General features: G+C 68.1%; 17 protein-coding genes. 6 read left to right on the top strand and 11 right to left on the bottom strand.

The window, feature by feature from the left end; all coding sequences use genetic code 11:
• Window positions 1–272: 272 nt before the first annotated feature.
• Window positions 273–1,598, bottom strand: coding sequence for a geranylgeranyl reductase family protein (locus tag OHA88_RS07225; protein WP_328624730.1), 1,326 nt, complete (start codon window positions 1,596–1,598; stop codon window positions 273–275).
• A gap of 378 nt (window positions 1,599–1,976) precedes the next feature.
• On the opposite strand from OHA88_RS07225, the gene OHA88_RS07220 reads away from it, so the two are divergent.
• Window positions 1,977–3,428 carry a multicopper oxidase family protein gene (locus tag OHA88_RS07220; protein WP_328624729.1) on the top strand — a complete coding sequence of 484 codons (1,452 nt, stop codon included), beginning with the start codon at window positions 1,977–1,979 and terminating at the stop codon, window positions 3,426–3,428.
• Window positions 3,429–3,636: 208 nt separating this feature from the next.
• Here the strand turns inward: OHA88_RS07220 and OHA88_RS07215 are convergent, their stop codons facing one another.
• Window positions 3,637–6,183, bottom strand: a complete 2,547-nt coding sequence (locus tag OHA88_RS07215; protein WP_328624728.1) for an ATP-dependent Clp protease ATP-binding subunit — start codon at window positions 6,181–6,183, stop codon at window positions 3,637–3,639.
• Window positions 6,184–6,527: 344 nt separating this feature from the next.
• Between OHA88_RS07215 and OHA88_RS07210 the strand changes: the two genes are divergently transcribed.
• On the top strand, window positions 6,528–7,157 hold the full coding sequence (locus OHA88_RS07210; RefSeq protein ID WP_328624727.1) for an alpha-ketoglutarate-dependent dioxygenase AlkB: 630 nt from the start codon (window positions 6,528–6,530) through the stop codon (window positions 7,155–7,157).
• 531 nt (window positions 7,158–7,688) lie between these two features.
• Here the strand turns inward: OHA88_RS07210 and OHA88_RS07205 are convergent.
• On the bottom strand, window positions 7,689–8,027 hold the full coding sequence (locus OHA88_RS07205; RefSeq protein ID WP_328624726.1) for a MerR family transcriptional regulator: 339 nt from the start codon (window positions 8,025–8,027) through the stop codon (window positions 7,689–7,691).
• Between the two features lie 700 nt (window positions 8,028–8,727).
• Here OHA88_RS07205 and OHA88_RS07200 point away from each other — a divergent pair.
• Entirely contained in the window at window positions 8,728–9,867 is a 1,140-nt protein-coding gene (locus OHA88_RS07200) for a PP2C family protein-serine/threonine phosphatase (protein WP_328624725.1), read from the top strand.
• A gap of 32 nt (window positions 9,868–9,899) precedes the next feature.
• On the opposite strand, the gene OHA88_RS07195 is transcribed toward OHA88_RS07200, so the two are convergent.
• From OHA88_RS07195 to OHA88_RS07175, 5 genes are all read right to left on the bottom strand, one after another.
• Window positions 9,900–10,946, bottom strand: a complete 1,047-nt coding sequence (locus OHA88_RS07195) for a YVTN family beta-propeller repeat protein (RefSeq protein WP_328624724.1) — start codon at window positions 10,944–10,946, stop codon at window positions 9,900–9,902.
• A gap of 83 nt (window positions 10,947–11,029) precedes the next feature.
• On the bottom strand, window positions 11,030–12,331 hold the full coding sequence (locus OHA88_RS07190) for a Dyp-type peroxidase (protein ID WP_328624723.1): 1,302 nt from the start codon (window positions 12,329–12,331) through the stop codon (window positions 11,030–11,032).
• Between the two features lie 158 nt (window positions 12,332–12,489).
• Entirely contained in the window at window positions 12,490–12,711 is a 222-nt protein-coding gene (locus tag OHA88_RS07185) for a hypothetical protein (protein ID WP_328624722.1), read from the bottom strand.
• A gap of 22 nt (window positions 12,712–12,733) precedes the next feature.
• Window positions 12,734–12,856 (bottom strand): hypothetical protein, encoded by a 123-nt coding sequence (locus OHA88_RS07180; protein WP_328624721.1) that lies wholly within the window; start codon window positions 12,854–12,856, stop codon window positions 12,734–12,736.
• Window positions 12,857–12,915: 59 nt separating this feature from the next.
• Window positions 12,916–13,446, bottom strand: a complete 531-nt coding sequence (locus tag OHA88_RS07175) for an SMI1/KNR4 family protein (protein WP_328624720.1) — start codon at window positions 13,444–13,446, stop codon at window positions 12,916–12,918.
• 571 nt (window positions 13,447–14,017) lie between these two features.
• Between OHA88_RS07175 and OHA88_RS07170 the strand changes: the two genes are divergently transcribed.
• Window positions 14,018–14,785, top strand: a complete 768-nt coding sequence (locus OHA88_RS07170; RefSeq protein ID WP_328624719.1) for an SDR family NAD(P)-dependent oxidoreductase — start codon at window positions 14,018–14,020, stop codon at window positions 14,783–14,785.
• 91 nt (window positions 14,786–14,876) lie between these two features.
• Here OHA88_RS07170 and OHA88_RS07160 read toward each other — a convergent pair whose 3' ends face one another.
• Window positions 14,877–17,171 (bottom strand): MFS transporter, encoded by a 2,295-nt coding sequence (locus OHA88_RS07160; protein ID WP_443044189.1) that lies wholly within the window; start codon window positions 17,169–17,171, stop codon window positions 14,877–14,879.
• Between the two features lie 416 nt (window positions 17,172–17,587).
• Here OHA88_RS07160 and OHA88_RS07155 point away from each other — a divergent pair, with 416 nt between their 5' ends.
• A complete protein-coding gene (locus OHA88_RS07155; protein ID WP_328624718.1) occupies window positions 17,588–18,394 on the top strand; it encodes an SDR family NAD(P)-dependent oxidoreductase in 807 nt (268 codons plus the stop codon).
• 934 nt (window positions 18,395–19,328) lie between these two features.
• Window positions 19,329–19,544 carry a DUF6243 family protein gene (locus OHA88_RS07150; RefSeq protein WP_328624717.1) on the top strand — a complete coding sequence of 72 codons (216 nt, stop codon included), beginning with the start codon at window positions 19,329–19,331 and terminating at the stop codon, window positions 19,542–19,544.
• 317 nt (window positions 19,545–19,861) lie between these two features.
• Here OHA88_RS07150 and OHA88_RS07145 read toward each other — a convergent pair whose 3' ends face one another.
• Both OHA88_RS07145 and OHA88_RS07140 read right to left on the bottom strand, forming a co-directional pair.
• Window positions 19,862–21,022: an MFS transporter gene (locus OHA88_RS07145; RefSeq protein ID WP_443044354.1), complete on the bottom strand. Its 1,161-nt coding sequence runs from the start codon at window positions 21,020–21,022 to the stop codon at window positions 19,862–19,864.
• 26 nt (window positions 21,023–21,048) lie between these two features.
• A complete protein-coding gene (locus OHA88_RS07140; protein ID WP_328629613.1) occupies window positions 21,049–21,258 on the bottom strand; it encodes a Chromate resistance protein ChrB in 210 nt (69 codons plus the stop codon).
• Window positions 21,259–21,432: the final 174 nt, after the last annotated feature.

Genomic DNA, 21,432 nt, shown 5'->3' with positions numbered 1-21,432 from the left:
ACGAGGCCGTTCATCCGCGGGGCAGGGCGCTCGGAGATCCGCTCCGGGCGCCTCGCCCTCTCGCTCGACCCAGGCCTGTCGAGTTCGTCGCCTGAGCGTTCATGACCTGGCCCGCATGCCCGCCGGTTCCGCGTCCCGCGCCGTGCTGTGCCGTGTGCGACCGTCCCCTGAAGGTGCTGACCGGCCTCGAGGAGCTGGTGCGCGCGCTCTTCTTCCGGTGTGCCGCCGTGGCCGGGACGGCCACGCGGGGAGGGCCACCGCCGACGGGTCGATCAGCGTCTGCGCACATTCGGTGCCGGGACCAGACGGACGACAGTGTTGAGTACATGGTCGATCACGTCGCGCGAGGGTTTGTCCGTGAGGTTGGTGAGCATCCGGGCCAGGGTGGTGAGCAGAAACGGCGATCCCATGACGTACCGGTTGAGGATCGGTTGGAAGCCCGAACGGCTGAAGATGACGTCGGCTGCCGCGTTGCCGAGCCGGTAGTAGCGCCCCCAGCGGCGGTTCATCTCGTCGGGGTAGCCGTGCAGCACTCGCTCCCGCCCGGGGCCCGGGGGAAGGGCGAGGGCGAGCGCGGCGCTCTCGGCTGCGACTTCGCCGGCTTCCATGGCCTGGCCGATTCCCTCCCCGTTCCAGGGGCTGATCATGCCTCCGGAGTCGCCGACCAGGAGGAGCCCCCGGGTGTAGAGGGGATGACGGTTGAAACCCAGGGGCAGCGCCGCGCTCCGGACAGGGCCCTCGGCGTTCTCCTCACGCAGTCCCCAGGCGTGAGGTGCGCGGGCCAGCCACTTGTCCAACGTGGCACGCAGGTCCGCGGTGCCGTGCCGCCGGTGAGGCAGCGCACCGAGCCCGACGTTGACGCGGCCGTCTCCCATGGGAAAGATCCAACCGTAGCCCGGCAAGTAGTGATCGCTCCCCGGGAAGCGGAGATCGGCCCACAACTCCAGGTACTCCTCCTGCGACCGTTCCGGGCTGCGGTAATAGCGGCGAGCGGCTGTCGCGATCTGCCTGGTCTTGTCCCGCTGCAGGCCCATGGCGAGAGCGAGGCGCGCGGAGGCGCCGTCGGCGGCGATGACGATCGGTGCGTGGAAGACCACCGGCTCCTTCTCTCCGACCGTGGCGGTGACGCCGGTGATGCGGCCGGCGCGGTCGGTCACGGGCCCGGTCACCTTCACCCCGTTGCGCAGCCGTGCTCCGGCTCCAACGGCGTGGCGGGCGAGGATGTCGTCGAAGTCATGCCGACTGCGCGAGAGGCCGAAGTTCGGGTAGCGCCCCAGGGTCGGCCAGTCGATGTGCACCTGATGGTCACCGGCCACCCATCGCATACCGCGTGAGCGCGTCCACCCCGGAGCCTTGATGTCGATGCCCATCCGGATGAGCTGGTGCACCGCCCGCGGGGTCAAGCCGTCCCCGCACACCTTTTCCCGGGGAAAGTGGGCCTTCTCCAGGAGCAGGACATCGATGCCCGCCTTGGCGAGGTGGAAGGCTGCGGACGAGCCCGCAGGCCCCGCCCCCACCACGATCACATCGGCTTCTTCGCCCGAGCTGTGGACGGAGCGATCGTCCGGCGGGGACTGCTCTGGCGTCGTTTCCCGCATAGGGGACCCCTTTCCTGGGAAAGCCGGTGCCGCACCGAGGACGGCAGCCCGGTACGTCATCATCGATCAGGACGAGCCGGTGCGGAACCTGGCCGGATGTCCGGCCGCGCCCCAGCATGCTGCGGTTCGCCTCGGCCGATCTCCTCGGCACACTCCCGATCTTCTCCGTCGTCGTGGTGGTCGCGCCGACGACGGCAGCGAACGCGCCGCCCCTCGCACCATGGCACGGGGGTGGCTCGCGGCCGCACTGAAACGTCCCCGCGTTCACCTGGGTGGTTGTGGCGCGCGAACGGTCCACCGGGGTCGCGAACGGCTTGGACCGCGCGCTCCCTGGTACCGAGTTACGTGCGATGCAGGAGTTCCAGGAGTGGAGATGTAATGCGGTCCCGATCGAAGCTGCCCGAACTCGCCACTGCCGTCGTTGCCGCCATCGCCCTCCTGGTCGGTGGCTGCGCCGGCGAACGGTCACCGGACCGGGAACCGGCGCAGGCGGTGCCCGTTCGCTCCCAGTCGCCGGCGGTTGCGCAGGGCGCCCCACTGGAGGAACCGGCGCAGCTGGTGAGCAGCAACGGGGTCCTGCGGGTGGAACTCGTCGTGGAGAGGCGAAAGGTGGAGGTGGGCGGGCGCAAGCTGTGGGCCCTCACCTACAACGGCCGATACATGCCTCCCACGCTGCGTATCCGGCCGGGGGACAAGCTGGACCTGTCGATGAAGAACTCGCTGGACGAGTTCACCAATCTGCATGTTCACGGACTTCACGTGTCGCCGAGCGGCAACTCCGACAACGTCTTCGTCCACATCCGTCCCGGCGAGACGTTCCACTACGCCTACCAGTTCCCGAAGAACCTCGCCCCCGGCACTTACTGGTACCACTCACATGCGCACACGATGTCCGCGCCGCAGGTCGCCGGCGGCATGTCGGGCGTCCTCATCGTCGACGGACTGCAGCAGTACCTGCCGACGGGCTTGCGCCACATCACCGAGCACGTCATCGCGCTCAAGGACTTCCAGGTCGAGGGCGATGCGGTCAGGACCAAAGGCCTGCACATCGGCGCACCCACCAACCGCACGGTCAACGGCCAGCTGAACCCGACCATCCGCATCCGTCCGGGCGAGACCCAGCTGTGGCGGCTGGCCAACATCAGCGCCAACATCTACTACAAGCTCCGCCTGCAAGGTCAGCGGTTCCGTGTGATCGCCCACGACGCCAACCCCGTTGACCGGATCTGGACGGCAGACTCGCTGCTCCTCGCGGCAGGCACCCGCTTCGACGTGCTCGTACAGGGTGGTCCGGTCGGCCGTACCCAGTTGCAGACGCTCGCCTACAACACAGGGCCGGCCGGCAACAAGTTCCCGCAGTCCACCCTGGCAACCCTGGTGACCGAGGGGCCCTCCGCGCATCCGGTGGCCCTGCCCAGGTCGCCCTTCGCACCGACCGACGACCTGAGCCACGCGGTGATCGCCGCACGGCGCACCCTCGTGTTCTCCGAGAACAAGGACGGCACCGAGTTCTACATCAACGGCAAGCAGTTCGACCCGAACCGGGTGGACATCCGGTCGAAGCTGAACACGGTGGAGGAGTGGACCGTGCGCAACGACAGCAACGAGGAACACTCGTTCCATGTGCACGTCGACGATTTCCAGTTGATGAGCATCAACGGCCGTCCGCACCATGGTCACGGTTTGCAGGACACGGCGAGCGTGCCCGCCAAGGGCCGGCTTGTGATCCGGATTCATTTCACGAACTACACCGGCAAGACCGTCTATCACTGCCACATCCTCAATCACGAGGACGCGGGCATGATGGCGGTGCTCGAGATCGTCAAGTAGCGTGCCGGTGCCCCGCAGCACCACACCAGGGCGAAGCGTCACCAGCGCGCCGACGACGGAGGGACGAGCGCGGCGTGACGAGGGCCCGCCGCAACGTCAGGCGCGTGCGGTTTCGGACGGACGCTGCGACCGGTTCCTTCGCCCGGCGCCGACGCGGTCGTTGAGAGAGGCGGCGGACGGGGTGAGCTGTCCGGGCCGCCGTTCGGGGTCAGCTCGCGGGATGCTCCGACTCTTCCTCTTTGTGGATGGTCAGCTCACCGTCGGCGACGTCGATCCGGAGGCGGCTGTGGGGCTGCAGGCTACCGTCGAGCAGCATGCGGGAGAGCCGGTTGTCCACCTCGCGCTGGATCGTACGACGCAACGGGCGTGCGCCGTATTCGGGCTGGTAGCCGCGTTGGGCGAGCCATTCGACAGCAGCCAGGGTGACGTCGACGGTGACGTCCTGGGCGCGGAGCCGGCGTCTGGAGTCGTCCAGCAGCATGTTGGTGATCTGCCGTAGCTGCTGGTCGGCGAGTTGGCGGAAGATCACGATCTCGTCGATGCGATTGAGGAACTCCGGCCGGAAGTGTTCGCGCAGGGGGCGCAGCACCCGCTCGCGGCGGGCCTGCTCGTCGGCGTCCGTATCGCCGGCACCGAAGCCCATCGCGCCGCCGCGACCCGTGATGGCCTGCGAACCGAGGTTGCTGGTCATGACGATGACGGTGTTCTTGAAATCGATCGTGCGGCCCTGGGAGTCGGTGAGCCGTCCGTCGTCGAGTACCTGCAGCAGGATGTTGAAGACGTCGGGGTGCGCCTTCTCGATCTCGTCCAGGAGCAGCAGCGAGTAGGGGTTCCTTCGCACCGCTTCGGTGAACTGTCCGGCCTCCTCGAAGCCGACGTAGCCGGGGGGAGCGCCGACCAGGCGGCTGACGGTGTGCCGTTCCTGGTACTCGCTCATGTCGAGACGGATCATCCGGTCCTCGCTCCCGAAGAGCGCCTCCGCGAGCGCGCGGGCGAGTTCGGTCTTGCCGACGCCGGTGGGGCCGAGGAAGAGGAAGCTCCCGATCGGGCGGCTGGGGTCGGCCAGACCGGCCCGCGACCGCATGACGGCATCGGCGACGGCGGTCACCGCTTCGTCCTGGCCGATGACGCGCTTGTGCAGATGTTCCTCCAGGCCCAGCAGCCGTTCCCGCTCCTCCTGGGTGAGGCTGCTGACGGGAATTCCGGTCTGACGGGACACGATGTCGGCTATGTCTTCGACGGTGACCTCGGCGACATGGCTGCGGGGCTGCTTTACGTCGTTTCCCCCGGCGATCCTCTGCTCGAGGTCGGTGAGTCGGTCGCGCAGCTCGGACGCCCGCTCGTACTGCTCGGCGGCGACGGCCTGGTCCTTGTCCCGGGTGAGTTGCTCCACTTCGCGTTCCAGGGCGCGGACGTTGGTGCCGCGGGTGGAGGAGCGCAGCCGGACCCGTGCGCCGGCCTGGTCCATGAGGTCGATCGCTTTGTCGGGCAGGTAGCGGTCGGTGAGGTAGCGGTCGGACAGCTCGACGGCGGCGAACAGTGCCTCGTCGGTATAGCGGACCTGGTGATGGGCTTCGTAGCGGTCCTGGAGACCCCGCAGGATCTCGACGGCGTCCGCCGGGCTGGGTTCGGGGATCAGGACCGGCTGGAACCGGCGGGCGAGCGCGGCGTCCTTCTCGATGTAGCGGCGGTACTCCTCGAGCGTGCTGGCCCCCACGACATGGAGTTCGCCGCGGGCCAGGGCAGGCTTGAGCATGTTGCTCGCGTCCATCGGGCCACCCTCGGAGCCGCCGCCCGCCCCGACGACGGTATGCAGTTCGTCGATGAAGATGATCAGCTCGCCCGAGTGGGCGCGGATTTCGTCGATGAGGCCGGTGAGCCGTTCCTCGAAGTCCCCGCGGAAGCGGGTACCGGCAACGACTCCTGAGAGGTCGAGCTGGACGACACGCCGACCCAGCAGGATGTCCGGCACGTCGCTGTCCGCGATGCGCTGGGCCAGTCCCTCGACGATGGCGGTCTTGCCCACTCCGGCCTCGCCGATCATGACGGGATTGTTCTTGCTCCGGCGGGCGAGGACCTCAATGGTCTGCTCGATCTCCGCGTCACGGCCGATGACCGGGTCGATACGGCCCTCCCGGGCCAGGTCGGTGAGGTCGCGGCCGAACTTGTCCAGGTTGGGGGTGTTCCGCTCGGCCGGGCCGTGACGCTGGCCGGCGCTGCCGGGCGCGGGTGCGAGGCCGTCCCGGGCACCGGTGGGCGGCGAGAAGTGCGCGGCGTTGAGCATCTGGCCCGCTGCGGAGTCGCGGTTGGCGGCGAGTGCCACCAGTACGTGTTCCGGGCCGATATAGGAGGCGCCGGTGGAGCGCGCGATCTCATGGGCGTCGAGGAGAGCGCGCTTGACCGCCGGCGTGACGGCGATGAAGTGGCGCGGCGGCCCTTCCCCGGCCTGCCGGTCGATCTCGGCGGCGAGCGCATCGGGATCGGCGCCCGCTCGCGAGACCATGCGGCGCGTCGGCTCGGTGGAGAGCGCGGCCCGCAAGAGATGCTCCGTGTCGAGGTCGGTACTTCCGTGCTGGGCGGCATAGGACGCGGCGACGGTGACGAGCTGCCGTGCGGGGCCGCTCAACAGCCGGCTGAAGTCGATGCGCCGCGGGTCGGGCGGCTCGCCACCCTGTCCGCTGCCGAGGAAGTGCGAGAGGAAGTCTCCGAGGGGGTCCGGACCGTGGTCCTCGGGACCCTTCTGTCCGTCGGTCATGAGTATCCGTCCCCGTGGCCCGGCCCGACCGGGCCACGCTGTCTCAGTGCACGTGAAGCCGTGTTGGACGCGGTCCCGCAGGTCCGGCGTCACCTCAGACCGCCGCAACCCCACTTGCCCCAATTTAGACGATATGCGAGCTGTGTGTCGGTAAACCGGACCAAGGGGCAGCGGGGCCGCAGAGGCACTTGCCGCGTATCGACCCGCTCTTCCCGGTGCATGGGGTGTTCGGCGTTCGAGGGGGGCATCCCTTGGGTGTCCGGCCCGTACCGCAGCACATCTCCCCGGAGGCGCGCCATCTCTCCCAATAGCTCATATGTTCGAATGCGAGGTATGCTGCAGACATGGCATCGCACCAGCTCCAGGGCTCCCTGTTCGATCAGAGCGACGACGTGCGCCTACGCCCACTGGACGGGCTCCGCAGAACCGAGCTCGGCGACGGCGCCTGGATCGACCTGCTCCCGGGCTGGCTGAGCGGCGCCGACGCCCTCTTCGAACAGTTGGCCACGGACGTTCCGTGGAAGGCCGAGCGACGGCAGATGTACGAGCGGGTCGTGGACGTCCCGCGCCTGCTCGCCTTCTACCGCGCCGGCGAACCGCTGCCGCACCCCGTCCTCGACGAGGCGCGGCAGGCACTCTCCACGCACTACGCCGCCGAGCTCGGCGAAGCCTTCACGACGGCCGGCCTGTGCCACTACCGCGACGGGCGCGACAGCGTGGCCTGGCACGGCGACCGCATCGGCAGGGGAGCCCGCGAGGACACGATGGTCGCCATCCTCTCCGTGGGAGCGCCCCGCGACCTGCTGCTGCGCCCGTGCCGCGGCGGTGATGTCGTCCGGCGGCCGCTCGGACACGGCGACCTGATCGTGATGGGCGGCTCCTGCCAGCGGACCTGGGAGCATGCCATCCCCAAGACCGCGCGGGCCGCGGGAGGGCGCATCAGCATCCAGTTCCGGCCGCACGGGGTGCAGTGAGCTGTCGGCTCGCCGATGCCGGGATTCCGGCATGAGGGAACTGGCGACCCGCCCTCGTGCCGATGTCATCCCGGCCGATGCACCAGGCGCCCTTGGACGGGGGGCGAGCGCGTAGCGCATCGCCACCACGTCGAACTGAGGCCTGGGTAACGCGGCGACCGTACAGGCGGGCTGACAGGAGGTCTGGTCAGGTCCTGACGAGATGTGGCAGTACTGCGGGCTGTCGTCGTGGTCCTACGGCGGCGTCGCCGGGCACAGGCCAGGAGCCGGTTCGACGAGAAGTTGACCGTGGTCATCGTGTTGGCCTCGGGCGTTCTGCTTGCTCCGGCAGTGTTCGGCCAGGGTGTCCTGGAGGCCTTGTTCCAGCTCGTACACGGTGCTTCGCGGTCTGCTGAAGGGCTCCGACGAGGCCGTCGTCGGAGCCCTGTCTGCGTGCTGGCGGTGGGCGGCCCGTGAGGCCGCAATTCCTCTCAGCAGCCGGGCGAACGTCAGTGGGGGCGCCGACCGCCGCCGGTTTCCGCGGTCGGCGGGTCAGGCGCCGAACTTGGAGCGGGACTGGGTGGCGGGGCGGCGCAGTTCTTCGTTGATGCGCTGGGCTTCGTCGAGCTGGTCCTCGAGGATGATGATGCGGCAGGCCGCCTCGACCGGAGTGCCCTGGTCGACGAGTTCACGGGCGCGGGCGGCGATTTTCAGCTGGTAGCGGGAGTAGCGGCGGTGGCCGCCTTCGGAGCGCAACGGAGTGATGAGGCGGGCTTCGCCGATGGCCCGCAGGAATGCGGGGGTCGTGCCGAGTATTTCGGCAGCCCGGCCCATGGTGTAGGCGGGGTAGTCGTCGTCGTCGAGACGGCCGAGCGGATCTTCTGCGGTCATTTGCACCTCTGATCGGGAACGCGTCAGGGGGCCCTGGTGCCGTACGGCACCAGGGCCCCGAGGGATTTGAACACCATCTGCCGGCTTACTGCGGTGCCGGCCTGTCGTTTCCGCACCGGCGCCCGGGGGATGGGGGCGAGTGCGGGGATCGCGGATACGTGACCGTGGGACCACCTTCCGTTCCGGGGCTGCGGTACCCGGGCCGACTACGTCCTTGCCCGGGCGATCCTGATGGCGTCTGCCTCCTTCTCGTCTTTCTGATCCATCTGCTTGCTAGCGGTCTTGCGAACCGCTGACGGCCCCGATGAGCCGCCCGGCCCGGCAATCAGCGAGGGGACCCCTGGAAACTTCCGGCCCCGCCACTCCACTGCCGTGCCACAGCCTCCTTCTGTCCTGCATGCGCGGTAGTTCGTCTCTGTCGCGCACTGCTGACTTCTTGGCTACAAGAACGACGCTAACTCCGACGAGCACGCATGTCTACTTCCGCCACGACAGATTTTCTGCGCGGGGAAATGGCGGAGTTCTATCGCCTGCGCCCCTTCGAAACCGCATCGGGAACCACGATGGCCGAGGGAGCAGGCACGGTGCCCGACACGGGAGGCTGTACGCCGATACAGGTCGTGCGTACGTGCTCCGGCCTGATCCGCGGCTGACAGCCTGGGAACATGCGTCGCCTCGGGTGAGGGACACAATGAGGTGTATGGGTGTCCGGCGCGCTTCGGTGGACCGCCTCCTTGAGCAGCCGTCGGGCCGCGGATTGGTGGCGATCCCGCTCGCGTTGATCGTAGTGATCACTGTGGTGGACATCCACTCGCCGGCCGATGTCCATCTGGGGCCGTTGCTGGTCATCGCGCCCGCACTCACCGCCTCCTTCGCCGGCCCGTGGCTGACTGCGGCAATCGGCGTTCTGGCTGTGGCCGCTCAGGTATTCATCGCTCTTCTCCACGGCGGGCTGGCCACGACCAACCACATTTCGCAGATCGCCGCCCTGACCGTGCTCTCCGCTTTGGTGGTTTTCGTCTGCTACGTGCGGGAGCGGCGCGGTCGTCAGCTGAGCCGGGCACGATCGGTGGCCGAAGCGGCACAGCGAGTGCTGCTGCGGCCCCCACCCCACCGGATCGGACCGTTGCGCGTGTCCTGGCTGTATCTGGCTGCCGAGGACGAGACCCAGATCGGCGGCGACCTGTTTGCGATCGCCCGCGCCGCCCATCCCGGCACCCGGGTGATCATCGGTGACGTCCGCGGCAAGGGCATGGCCGCCATCGGAGAGGCATCGGTGGTACTGAGCGCGTTCCGTGAAGGTGCTCACCGGTGCGCCACGCTGCCCGAGCTCACGGCGGTACTCGAGGAGAGCTTCTGCCTGAACGTGGAGGATGTGTCCGATACCAGGCACGACCCCGGGGAACACTTCATCACCGCCCTCGTACTCGACATTCCCGACCACGACGCACAGGCCCAGATGGTCAACTGCGGTCATTGCCCGCCCCTGCTGGTGCACGATCACCAGGTGACGGTCCTGCACTCGCGCCGCCCCGCACCCCCACTGGGCATGTGCTCGTTGCCCGCCTCAAGCCACCGCGCCGACCCGTTCCCCTTCGAAACCGGCGACATCCTGCTGCTCTACACCGACGGCGTCATCGAAGCCCGCTCGCCGACCGGAGCCTTCTACCCGCTCGCCGAGCGCGTCGCCTCCTTCTCCGCCACCAGCCCCGATGCCCTGCTGCGAAACATCCACGATGACCTGCTCGCCCACGTCGGCGAGCAGCCCACCGACGACGCCGCCCTCCTGGTCATCGAACGCACCGCCTCCCACCACCTCCACCGGCCGCACCTGGAGTGAGCTCGGGACCGTAATTGGTGCGTCGCGGGCGCTCAGCTCACCGCCACGCCGTAGGGGCTGTCGCCGAGGGTGACCGTCGCGACGACGTCGTGGGAATGCGGGTCGATGACCGTGAGGGTGCCTGCTCCCTGGTTCGTGACGTAGATCGCGTCGTTGGTGACCTCCAGGTTGAACGGATCGGTGCCGGGCGGGCCCAGGGCAATGGTTGCCGAGACGCGGTGGTTGCCGATGTCGATCACGGATACGTTGCCCGGGCCGAGAACGGCGGAGTAGGCGAAGCGGCCGTCGGGCCCGACGGCCGTGTCGAAGGGGCCCTCTCCTACGGGCACGGCGGTCGCCTTGCCGGAACGGGTTCCGACCACGAGGACGTGTGCTGCCACCTCGTCGGCGACGTAGGCCGACTTGCCGTCCGGGGTGATGGCGACGCCCACCGGGGAGCGCCCTGCGGAAAGTTTCCTGGTGACGCGGCGCGTGCTGGTGTTGATGACCGACAGGTTGCCGGACCCGGAATTCGCCACGTAGGCCGTACCGCCGTCAGGACTGAACGCCACGTTCACCGGAGACTTGCCGACCGGGATGGTCGCGGTTACCCGGTTGGTTCGGGTGTCGATCACCGAGACGTTGTTCGAACTGCCGTTGGTGACATAGAGGGACGTGCCATCGGGGCTGAGCCCGACACCGGTGGGGCTCTTCCCGACCTTCACGGTTTTGACGATCTTGTTGTTCCCGGTGTCGAGGACCGAGACCCGGGCCGAGCCGCTGTTGGCGATGTACACGCGTCTGCCGTCCTTGGTGACCGCGACGCCTTCGGGCGCCACGCCGGCCGGCACGGTTGCGACGACCTTGTAGGTACCGGCGTCGATCACCGAGAGCGTGTTGTCCTGCTGGTTCGTGACATACACGCGGCCACTGGCACTGCCGTGAGTGGGCGCAGCCAGCCGAGGGGATTCCTTGTGGATCGGGGCGGTGGCCGTACAGGAGATCAACAGGATCCCGATGCCCGCCGCGAGTACCGGTCGGAGCGTCCTGCCGGGTCGGCGACGGCCGCTGCCGAATCGGGTCCGCAGGGCAGAGAACATCTCGCCTCCTGTGCGCGTTGCGATGGTTATGTCCAGGGCCGGGCGAGGTAGCTTTCGCCGACGCCGCCCGGTGACAGGGAGGATCAGGCCAGGAGTGCGCGGGCGTAGTAGTCCTTCTCGTCCCGAACACCGGGAAGCGCGAAGAAGTAACCCCCGCCCCTGGGGCTGATGAACGGCACCAGTGCTTCGTCTTCCAGCCGGGTCTGCATGGCGATGTAGGTGTTCAGCTTCCGCTGGAAGCAGACGAATGCATGCCCCATGTCGAGTTCCGGCGGGTTGGGGCTCCGGTCGTAGTCGTAACTCCGACGCAGGATCGTGCTGGTCGCCGCGGTCTGCGGAGTCTGGGGATTGGCGAGGCGGATGTGAGAGTTCAGCGGGGTGATCAGGCCCTGCGGGTCGTTGGTGTAGATGGGATCGAGGAGATCCGTGGCGTTCTCATCCGCGGCGTACATGGGCGCGCCGCTCGCCTTGCGGCGGCCGAAGATCCGCTCCTGTTGAGCAACGGGCACCTTCTGCCACGCCTCGATGAAGAAGTGCACGATACGCACCACGTGGTACGTGCCGCCTGCGGTCCAGGCCGGTTCGGCGCTCTTCGGCTGGACCCAGACCACCTGATTCATCTGGGCCTCATCGGAGAGGGTCGGGTTGGAGATTCCGTCCTTGAAGCCGAACCAGTCGCGCCGGACACCGACAGGACGCTCCGGATTGCGCTGGCCGTCAATGCGCCAGCGCAGCTTCATCGCTGATTTGGTGTGGGTCAGGATGTCGAGCAATGCGTGCACCGTCGTGTCGCGGTGATCGGCGCAGATCTGGATCAGCAGGTCACCCTGGCTCAGCGCGGGGTCCAGGTTGTCATGGCGGAAAGGCTTCATCGTAATGAGCTGGACCGGCTTGCGCTTGCTCAATCCGTAGCGGCTGTCGAAGAGGGACGCACCCACTCCGACTGTCAGGGTGAGACCATCCGCCACGAACGTGGGTCCCATGATGCCGTTGTCCGATGGCGCTGCGGTCCGCGGCACCTTCGGTGGCCTGCCGCCCGCCGTGAGGAAGCGGGCTCGCGAGGTCAGCGTGCGGAAAAGGTCGGTGAGCTTCGCACGGCTGGAGGCGGTCACGTCGAACGAGACGAAAATTGCGTCCTGTTGGGGCAGAGTGGCGATGCCTGCCTGGTGATGACCATGAAAGGGAATCGTGCGGGATTTCGGTTCCGCCTTGATCTCGACCGTCGGGTCGGCACTCGCCGCACTGCTGCCCAGGACGGTAGCGCCCGCCGCTCCTGCCAGGCCCGCGGCGGCGCCGTGAAGAAACGACCGCCGGGCAAACGCACTCGCCGGGCACCCTTCGCCGCTCCACCCTTCCTCCAGGGTCGCGGATGTCTCGTGAGCCATGGTTCCCCTCAGGCAAGGATCCAGGCGGCAGGTCGTGCGGTGCCGCCGCGATCGGATTCCGTGAGCCGGCCCCGGCCCACAAGGCGCGCGACCGCGTGCGGCGGCCCAACCAGCGTCGGGATTGCCGCCAGTTACATAAATGTTTCGTAAAAGGTAATTTATTGGACGTGCGCGCTCGCGCCACTGGAGAGACGCCGTTTGGTCAACCCCTCCATCGCCGACGCGGATCTGAGGGCGTGGCCCGTCGAGCGCGCGGCGGCGAGAGCAGCCTTGATGGCGCGTTGGGGGCGTCGGAGTACAGCGCGGCCGTCCGTGCCGGTGATGACGACGGTCCGTGCGTCCAGTGCGGTGAAGACTTCCTCGACCAGGCGCTCGGCCACTCGGGTTCCTCGGCCGGATCAATCAGTCGACGGCGCTCTCGTAAGCGAGGTCGACCGAACGGGTGGCCCGGCGGTAGTGCGGTTCAGCGGCGTGTGCAAGTCGCTCGTGGTGGACCGGCACGACGGTCGCCGCGGAGCTGCTCACTCACGTCAACTCATGGGGCCTCAGCACGGGCCTGCGGCAATGCGGCACCATTGACGACGTCAGGACGACGCCCCCTCGGGGTGAACGTCCCCGGTGAAGTCGTGCGCGGAGGTGAGGCCCTCAACGAAGGACCGAAAGTCCCGGGCAAGGGCCAGCTCTGTGTTGTCGTCGGCATCGAACCACGTCACCGACGGTTCACCGTGCCGCCCGCACCGCCGGTAGTCGAGCCCGATCCAACAGTGCCCGTCACCGGACAGAAGCACGACCGGTGAAGGCAGCCCCCATTCGGCGACCAGATACGGGCTGTCGAGGAGGGATGTCATGGGCTCGCGGCGGCCTATGCCCATGAGCGTGTCGAACGGAACGTGATCTTCACTCCACGAGTTGGGCCGGTCGGTGGGGAACGCACTCCTTCCATCCGCTACCAGGCCCCCGTTCTGCGCTCGGAGCAGGTCAACCAGAGGAGCCGGGAGGGTGACGTCAAGCAGACGCTCCGTTTCCCGAATGATCTCGTCAGTCACCGGCGGCTGGACGCCGTAGCTGGTGCCGTCCATCCAGAAGGTGTCCCTGACGTCCTCGAAGTGCGCCATGGCCGGCATCCTATGGGGCTGGCCTTCGGCTTCCGACGAGCGCCAGTGGGCAAGCGAGTCTTGAGCGGGCCACGGAAGTGCCCCTCGAGGCTTCTGTCCCGCAGATCCTGAAAGCGGTCTCAGTGATTCGTTTTCCGTCGGTCGACGACAGTGCCGTGACAGGGCATTTCCTGTGGTTCCGACACGGTTGGCGCTGCAACATGGATGACCAAATATTCCTCGCCGGTCTCCAGTTGACATGCAGTGGCCCGGTGGGAGGCTTGAAGTGAGTGTCCTGGAGGGCGCATTCGCTGCGCCTGCTGCTGCGGCTGGAGAGGCAATGGGAAGCGCGCCGGGCAATTGGTGTCGTGCGGCTCCCCGGTAAGTTCCTCGCGCCAATTTTGAGTGAGCATTTTTCGGAACCTCAAGGTCGTCCTCCACCCCAACGGCTCGAGCTGACCGACGGGCCACCCCTGGGTGAGGCGCCCACGGTGACGAGGACGATCGCGGCAGTCCGTGAGTTCTGGGGCCCGTACGCCGCGTTACCGGCATTCGGCGTGACTGCCGGATTCCCGTGGACGGGAGAAGACCGATGAGCGGAAGGCTGACAGGCAGGAAGGCCCTCGTCACCGGTGGTGCACGAGGGATCGGCGCGGCTGTGGCCCGCAGGCTCGCCGCTGACGGGGCAGACGTGGCAATCAACTACCGGAGCAGCGGCGACGCGGCCGAAGCGCTCGCTGCCGAGATTACCGCCGACGGCTGCCGCGCGGTCGCGATCAAGGCGGACGTCAGCGATCCGGACCAGATCCGGCGCCTGGCCGATGAGGCCGACGAAGCTCTTGGCGGACTCGACATTCTGGTCAGCAACGCCGGAATTGAGTACTTCGGCAAGCTGGACGACGTCACCCCCGCCGACTTCGATCGTGTGTTCGCCATCAACACGCGAGCCCAGTTCTTCGCCGTCCAGAACGCCACACGGCATATGGGTGAAGGAGGGAGGATCGTACTCACGTCGTCGCAGAGTGCCCACAAGGCGGTTTTCTACCACGCCCTTTATGCGTCGAGTAAGGCCGCAGTCGAATGCATCGCGCTCAACCTCAGCGCCGAACTCGGCAGGCGCGGTATCACCATCAACGCCATCGCGCCCGGGGGAACCGTCACCGACATGTCCGCTCAAGCGGCTTCCCACTACGTCCATCCCGACGTCGACACTGAATTCCACACCCTTGTCCGCACCGCCAGTTCGCTCGGCCGGATGGCCCAGCCCTCCGAAATCGCAGCGGTCGTCTCGTTCCTGGTGTCGGACGATGCCTCGTTCATCACCGGCCGGACCATCCAGGCCGACGGTGGCTGGTTCTGACCCAAGAAGGGCAACGGCTGGGTCGGTGCGGGCCGTATGGGCTTTCGACCCGCCGCCCGGCTGCTGGACTCGGACGCTTGCTTCGGCTCGGTCATGACCGCATGCCGTCCAGGGTGAGGTGCAAGGTGGCGCCGGCCGAGCCATTGCCATCCGGCGGTGTCGTCGGGCTCGGTGCCCTGGTCACCGAGTACGGGCGGCGGGGCAGGCCGGTCAGCCGGAACCTGCCGTCGCGGTCGGTGATGGTGCGTGCCACGACCTTGCCCGTCGCGTCGACGGCGCGTATGACGGCCCCGGGCAGTGGGCGGTCCGGGCTTGCCGCGCGGACCACACCGGCGATCTGCCCGTTCGTCCGAGGGGCGGTTTCCGCGGCGGCGGGTTGGCCGTCGCCACCGGTCGTCATCGAGTACGTGGCCGGGCGGTAGCCATGTGCCGTGACGATCAGCGCGTACGCCGCGAGGGGGGAGTCCCTGGTGGGGTGAGGTCGGTCTTCGCGCAGTTCGGGCCGACTGGCCCGATCCGTCGGTGGGGTGGAGTGTGCGACGCCCGAGGCGAGCCCGTGGGTTCCGACGGGGACGGCCGCTCGGTCCGGTGTCACGGAGCCGTGGTGTGCCGCCTCCGGGCCCCGGAGTGCCGGGCAGGAATAGTCCGTGGTGCCGACGGTGGTCGGCCTTTCGGTGTGCACGTATTTGCCGCCGCGCAGCCAGGAGGCGACAGCGGCGACGAGGCAGGCGGCGATGGCGAACATGAACGCGGCGTCCAGGCCGTTCGCGAAGGGCCCGGAGATCAGGGCGGGGAAGAAGCTACGGCCGGTCAGGTAGGCCGCGTGGCTCGCCGGCAGCTGATCCAGCACATTCGGGCCGAGCAGCGTCTGGACCGGGTTGTAGCCCAGCAGCGAGGCGAACAGCACCGAGACCGGTGGCAGTGCCGACAGCCGGTCCGCGTCGCCGGCGGGGACGCCCTGGGCGACGAGGCCGCTGGACAGGGCGTGCGGCAGTGTGCCGGCCAGGCCGAGGACGATCAGGCTGAAGAACACCCCGATCGACAGCACCAGCGCAGAGTTCTGGAAGGTGGTGCTCATGCCGCCGCCGACCCCACGCTGGTCCGCGGGCAGGCTGTTCATGATCCCGGCCCGGTTCGGGGAAGCGAACAGTCCCATCCCGATCCCGTTGAGCAGGAGGATCGCGGCAAAGGTCCCGTAATGGAAATCGACCGGCAGCAGTGCCAGCAGCACGAAGCTGCCGGCGGCGACGAGCATGCCGCCGGTGGCGAACGGCCGCGCCCCGAAGCGGTCGGACAGCCAGCCTGAGATCGGCCCGGCGATCAGGAATCCGACGGTGAGCGGCAGCATGTAGATGCCCGCCCATAGCGGGGTCTCGGTGAAGCCGTAGCCACGCCGGGGCAGCCAGATGCCCTGCAGCCAGATGATCAGGACGAACATCAGCCCGCCGCGTCCCATCCCGGACAGCAGGCTCGCGAGGTTCCCGGCGGTGAATGCACGGATACGGAACAAGCTCATCCGGAACATCGGCTCCGCGACCCTGGTCTCCACGATGCCGAAGATCACCAGCATGACCACGCCGCCGACCAGGGCGGACAGCACCCACGGGTTGGTCCAGCCCATGGTGTGCCCGCGGTAGGGCTGGATGCCGTAAGTGATGCCGGCCAGCACCGCGACCAGCCCGACAGCGAAGGTCAGATTGCCCCACCAGTCCAGCCGGGCGGGCCGACGGATGCCGGTGTCGTGCAGTTTCCGATACGACCAGAACGTGCCGAACACCCCGATCGGCACCGACACCAGGAACACCATGCGCCACTCCACCGGGGCGAGCAGCCCTCCGAGCACCAACCCCATGAACGAGCCGGCGATGCCCGCTACCTGGTTCAGTCCCAACGCCAGGCCGCGTCTGTCGGGCGGGAACGCGTCGGTGATGATCGCATTGGAATTGGCCATCAGCATCGCGCCGCCGACACCCTGGCCCACGCGCATCAGGATCAGCCACAGTGCGCCCGCCGTGCCATGCATCCAGGTCACCGACAGCAACACCGAGAACACGGTGAAAACCGCGAATCCCGCGTTGTACATGCGAACCCGGCCGTACATGTCGCCCATCCGGCCGAAGGTGACCACGAGCACCGCTGTAACCACCAAATACCCCGTGATCAACCACAGCAGCAGACTTGTGTTCCCCGGCTGCAGAGGATCGATCCCGATTCCACGGAAGATGTCCGGCAGCGCGATAAGCATGATCGACGCGTTGATCGTGGCTATCAGAACACCCAGCGTGGTGTTGGACAGCACGACCCACGAATAGTGCGAGTCGGCGGTATCAGCGGCGTCCCTGGCCTGCCCCCGCGCCGCACACGATCCGGCGGACCTCGAAGTCATGGGCACGTCCTCGGACGAGGAGCAATGGATCAATTCCCTCTTCCCAAGCTAACGACCTTGGGGGCGATGGCAATAGGTGGGGTCGGCAGGTGACGTGAGATGGCTTCATCGTCCGGCACCTGGCCACGTTGGTGCACCTTCGGCTCGGACTGCCCCCCGCTGCCTCGGCGGAGCTGTACGGGGTGGACCGCTCCACCGTCTCCGCACCGATCCGGGAGGTCCGCCCGGTGCCGGCAGCGCACGGCTTCGCGTGCCCGACTCCTGGGACTGCCCAAAAATTCGGTGTCGGAATCGCGCCAGCCCGGTTCTCGGAGTCGGAGCACCATGGTCCTCGAACCCGCTCGGAACAGTGTGAGTACCAGGACATTTTCCTGTGTCGTGCGGGATGGGAATCCGGTTTCGAAAGAAGGAAAATCGTGGATCTGAAGCTGCTGGACCGAGTCGCCATCGTTACCGGCGCGTCCAAGGGCATAGGGCTGGCCGTCACCCGTTCTCTGCTGGAAGAGGGCGCGAAAGTGGTGGCCGTCTCTCGCCGGATGACGCCGGAACTGAAGGACCTCGGGGGAGTAGGGCTCCTCCATGTGTCGGCCGACTTGATGGACCCGGATGCACCGGGCCGGATCGTCGATCGCGCGGTCGGGCACTTCGGTGCGCTTGACATCCTGGTGAACAATGCGGGCGGCCCGCCCCCCGGTATCACCATGCCTCGCACTGGATTCTTCGACGGTGACGACGCCGAGTGGCAGGCCATCTTCGAGTTCAACCTGTTCTCGACCGTCCGTATGACCCGCGCCGCCATTCCCCGGATGATCGAGCGCGGTGGCGGTTCCATCGTCAACGTCTCCACCGGTATGGCCCGCCAGCCCGCGAGCGTCAACATCGAGTACGGAGCCGCCAAGGCCGGGCTGTCCAATCTCACCAAGGCGCTGTCGGAGGAGTTCGGACCTCAGGGGATTCGGGTCAACACGGTTTCCCCGGGTGCGGTGCGGACCGCGTGGTGGACCGAGAAGGGGGGAGCCGCGGACGTCATCGCGGGAATGGCCGGTGCCGACCGTGACACCGTCATGGAGACCATAGCCCCGCAGATGATGGGTCAGGTGACAGGCCGTCTGATCGACCCGCAGGAGGTCGCGGACGCCATCCTGCTCCTGGCTTCACCGCGGTCGGCCAGCACGATCGGCGCCGACTTCGCCGTCGACGCGGGGTTCCACAAGAGCGTCTGACGTACGCGGTCGATCGGCGATCGGCTGCCCGCTGCCGTACGGCAGCGGAGGCTGGCGAATGTGTCCGCCTACGCCGACGCCGAGCGTGTGGACCTGCGCATGGACGGCAATGAGCTACAGGTCAGACGCCCGCTCGCGGACCGCCCGGGCCGCAAGCCAGCTCAGGTCCGCAGATGGTGCCCTGTCCGTTGACGAGCATCGCTCCATGACTGGCCCACCGGGCCGTTTCGCCGCCATCCCGGCGATAGCGGCCCGTTGTGAATGCCCCGTATCCCTGGGAGCCGATCAAGAAATCGCCTGGACCCGCTGCAGCCACGGACCGGACCTGGCCCGGCATGGTGATGCGTGACAAGAGAGTCATGCGTCCGCATCCTGCCGCAGGCCACCACCCCTGTCAGCAAAGTGATCAACGCCCAGGGGGGTCCGTCTACGGGCCACTCAGAACGCTCAGCCGGCCCAAGTAGGACGCTCACGGGTCAACTACAGCGCTCAGCTCCCGTCGTCGGGCGTGAATTGCACCTCACTTGGTGCGGCCCCGCCGGTTAAAGGGTGTTCCGTAACGGCGGGGCGCAAGTGAGATGATCTCTCATGCCGTCAGTGTGCTCGCGACCACTGAGTACGCCCGCGGCGGCCCAGGAAGGCCCATCCGGACCTGCCCCGGGCGGGCAGCGACCACCGGCGGGTGCTGGCGGTGCTGAGATTCCCGGTAGGAAACGGCTGACCCCGGGCGCTCGCCGAAGGCCCGGCCGACGCCGGTGAACCGAAAAGGTTGGTGTGCGGGGCCGACGGAACCGGGTAACGTCTTTGTCATGTTCTTCCAGATGCCGATTTACGAGTGAGGGCGTGATGGGCACCTGCTGACGTCCTTCGACGTCGCCGCCCGTCCCCCACCGATGAATCCGTAGATCACTTCACATCATTACCGGGAGAACCCGTGACCGACAGCAAGAACATCAACAACCCCGTGGGCCAGGGCGGCGGCCAGCGCAAGAAGCTGTCCCGCGCCGAACGGCAGAACAACGGTCCGCACCGCAACCGCGACCGCCAGGATGCAGCCGACCGGAAGGCGGAGCTGGTGCGCAAGATGCGCGAGAAGGCACGCGCAGCTGAAGGCGCCGGGCAGGCGGGCGACGACACCGCACAGAGCTGACGCACCGCCGCCGCAGGGCGGCACCGCACGGGGCAGGGCCCGGACCGCGACGCGCGGTCCGGGCCCTGCTGACGTATCGGGGCTCTGCTGCCGTACCGGGCGCGGCCGGTCCCGCTCAGTGCGCGGCCGACCACCCGCGTCTCAGCTGACCACCCGGGGCAGCCGCAGATTCGGCAGCCCCGTCACCGCCACCACCCCGAGCTGCACCAGCAGCTCTTCGAATCACAGCTCAGGCGCGCGCCTCATCTTGTGCTGCGAACGCGGTCAGGAGCCGCGCCGCACCTCCGACAGAGTGCTGCGGCGCCCGTCTCCCATGGTTACGTGTGTGGCGTGCCGATCGGTGCGGGTGGCATTCGGCGGCGGGAGATCAGCAGGGTCATCGGGCCTGCGGCCAGGAGCAGGGCGAGTGCGGCGTAACCGTAGGTGAGCGTGGCCAGGGTGGCAATTGAGGCGACGAGCAAGGGGCCGCCGGCGTCGCCGAGTTCACGTCCGAGTTCGGCTGATCCCATGGTCTGGCCCAGGCGTTCGGGGGGTGTGCAGGTGGCCAGGGTGGCGAAGCCGAGGGGTGTGATGAGGCCGGTACCGATACCGATCAGTCCTGCGGCGAGCAGCACGCCGGTCAGCCCGGGCAGCATTGCGCAGGCCAGTCCTGCTGATGTGGTGAGCAGGCCGATTCCGATGCCGGTGCGTGCGGTGAGGCGGCCGGCGTCCAGGGCTCGTCCGGTCCTGGGCTGGACGATTGCGGCGCATGCGGCGAGGACCGAGACGGCCGCGCCGGTGGCCACAGTGCCGAGCCCGGCTGCCGCGCCGGAGACGGGAAGGAAGCCGACGCCGACGGAGAGCGCGGCGGTGGCGCCTGCCAGGGCGGCGGTCGGCCGTAGGAAGCCGGGGTCGGTGAGGCGCCTGGCCAAGTCCGCGACGGTCTGCCTCGCGCGCGGGAGCGGTGGTACGTGCGGGACGACCAGGGCGGCCCACGCCGCCACGCCTGCGGCGAGCAGAGCGAGGACGGTGAACAGGAGTCGCATCCCGCCCGCCCACACCAGTACGCCGCCGAGCAGTGGGCCCAGGGTGTAGCCGATGGACTTGTAGAACCCGTAACTGCCGAACGCGCGGCCGTGCTTGGCGGCCGGGTTGAGCCGGGCGACGAGCGCGGAGGCTGAGGGGGAGAACGCTGAGGCGGCTGAGCCCTGGCCCAGGCGGGCCGCCCATAGCCAGCCGGGGCTGTCCGCCACCGCATAGACGGCGGAGGCCGCCACGAAGGCGGCCAGTCCACCGAGGAGGACGGGGCGGGCTCCGATGCGGTCGGCGAGGGTGCCGAAGACCGGCTTGAGGAGTACCTCCGCCCCGTCGTAGAGCGCGAGCAGTCCGCCGAGCACCATGAGTGAGGTGACCGCGTCGCCGGAGAGGGCGCCGAGGCTGGCCGCGACGCCGTGTGCGCCGAAGGCGGTGGTGAAGGCTGCCGCGTACAGGGGCCACATCTGCCGCCGCGGTGCGGGCCGGGTGGTCATCGGCTGTCCTTTGGGGTCTCGTGCACGACGCGGAAGACGCGTTCCGCGTAGTCCTCGCAGGCCGCCGCGCACTGCCGCAGCCGTTCGCCGGCCTCCGGGGCGCCGGAGACGTCCCGTGTCATGAGGTCGCGGTGCCGGCGCCGTAGCCGCTCCAGGCTCTGTTCCTCTTCCTCCAGCTCGGCCAGGGTGAATTTGGCCTGGCGGATCTCCTTGGGCCACCAAGGCGCTCGGCGACTTCGCCGGGGATCAGCGGTTCGCCCGCCTGCTGCAGCACGGCAAGGACCTCGGCGACCCGCTCACCGTTGGCCCGCTTGGGAGGCCGTCCCCGGGCGTCAGCAGTCATGGGTTTTGCGTTCCCTCAATCGTCTTCTACAGTCGTG

This window comes from Streptomyces sp. NBC_00353 (assembly GCF_036108815.1).
GTDB lineage: Bacteria > Actinomycetota > Actinomycetes > Streptomycetales > Streptomycetaceae > Streptomyces.
This window is presented reverse-complemented; position numbering and strand designations above follow the sequence as displayed.

What these genes read in the sequence shown, in the direction of transcription:
- OHA88_RS07175 (WP_328624720.1), bottom strand. Translation starts at nt 13,446, where the DNA reads ATGGCGCACTTCGAGGACGTCAGGGACACCTTCTGGATGGACGGCACC.
- OHA88_RS07210 (WP_328624727.1), top strand. Translation starts at nt 6,528, where the DNA reads ATGGCATCGCACCAGCTCCAGGGCTCCCTGTTCGATCAGAGCGACGAC.
- OHA88_RS07200 (WP_328624725.1), top strand. Translation starts at nt 8,728, where the DNA reads ATGGGTGTCCGGCGCGCTTCGGTGGACCGCCTCCTTGAGCAGCCGTCG.
- OHA88_RS07220 (WP_328624729.1), top strand. Translation starts at nt 1,977, where the DNA reads ATGCGGTCCCGATCGAAGCTGCCCGAACTCGCCACTGCCGTCGTTGCC.
- OHA88_RS07195 (WP_328624724.1), bottom strand. Translation starts at nt 10,946, where the DNA reads ATGTTCTCTGCCCTGCGGACCCGATTCGGCAGCGGCCGTCGCCGACCC.
- OHA88_RS07205 (WP_328624726.1), bottom strand. Translation starts at nt 8,027, where the DNA reads ATGACCGCAGAAGATCCGCTCGGCCGTCTCGACGACGACGACTACCCC.
- OHA88_RS07145 (WP_443044354.1), bottom strand. Translation starts at nt 21,022, where the DNA reads ATGTGGCCCCTGTACGCGGCAGCCTTCACCACCGCCTTCGGCGCACAC.
- OHA88_RS07160 (WP_443044189.1), bottom strand. Translation starts at nt 17,171, where the DNA reads ATGACTTCGAGGTCCGCCGGATCGTGTGCGGCGCGGGGGCAGGCCAGG.
- OHA88_RS07190 (WP_328624723.1), bottom strand. Translation starts at nt 12,331, where the DNA reads ATGGCTCACGAGACATCCGCGACCCTGGAGGAAGGGTGGAGCGGCGAA.
- OHA88_RS07215 (WP_328624728.1), bottom strand. Translation starts at nt 6,183, where the DNA reads ATGACCGACGGACAGAAGGGTCCCGAGGACCACGGTCCGGACCCCCTC.
- OHA88_RS07225 (WP_328624730.1), bottom strand. Translation starts at nt 1,598, where the DNA reads ATGCGGGAAACGACGCCAGAGCAGTCCCCGCCGGACGATCGCTCCGTC.
- OHA88_RS07170 (WP_328624719.1), top strand. Translation starts at nt 14,018, where the DNA reads ATGAGCGGAAGGCTGACAGGCAGGAAGGCCCTCGTCACCGGTGGTGCA.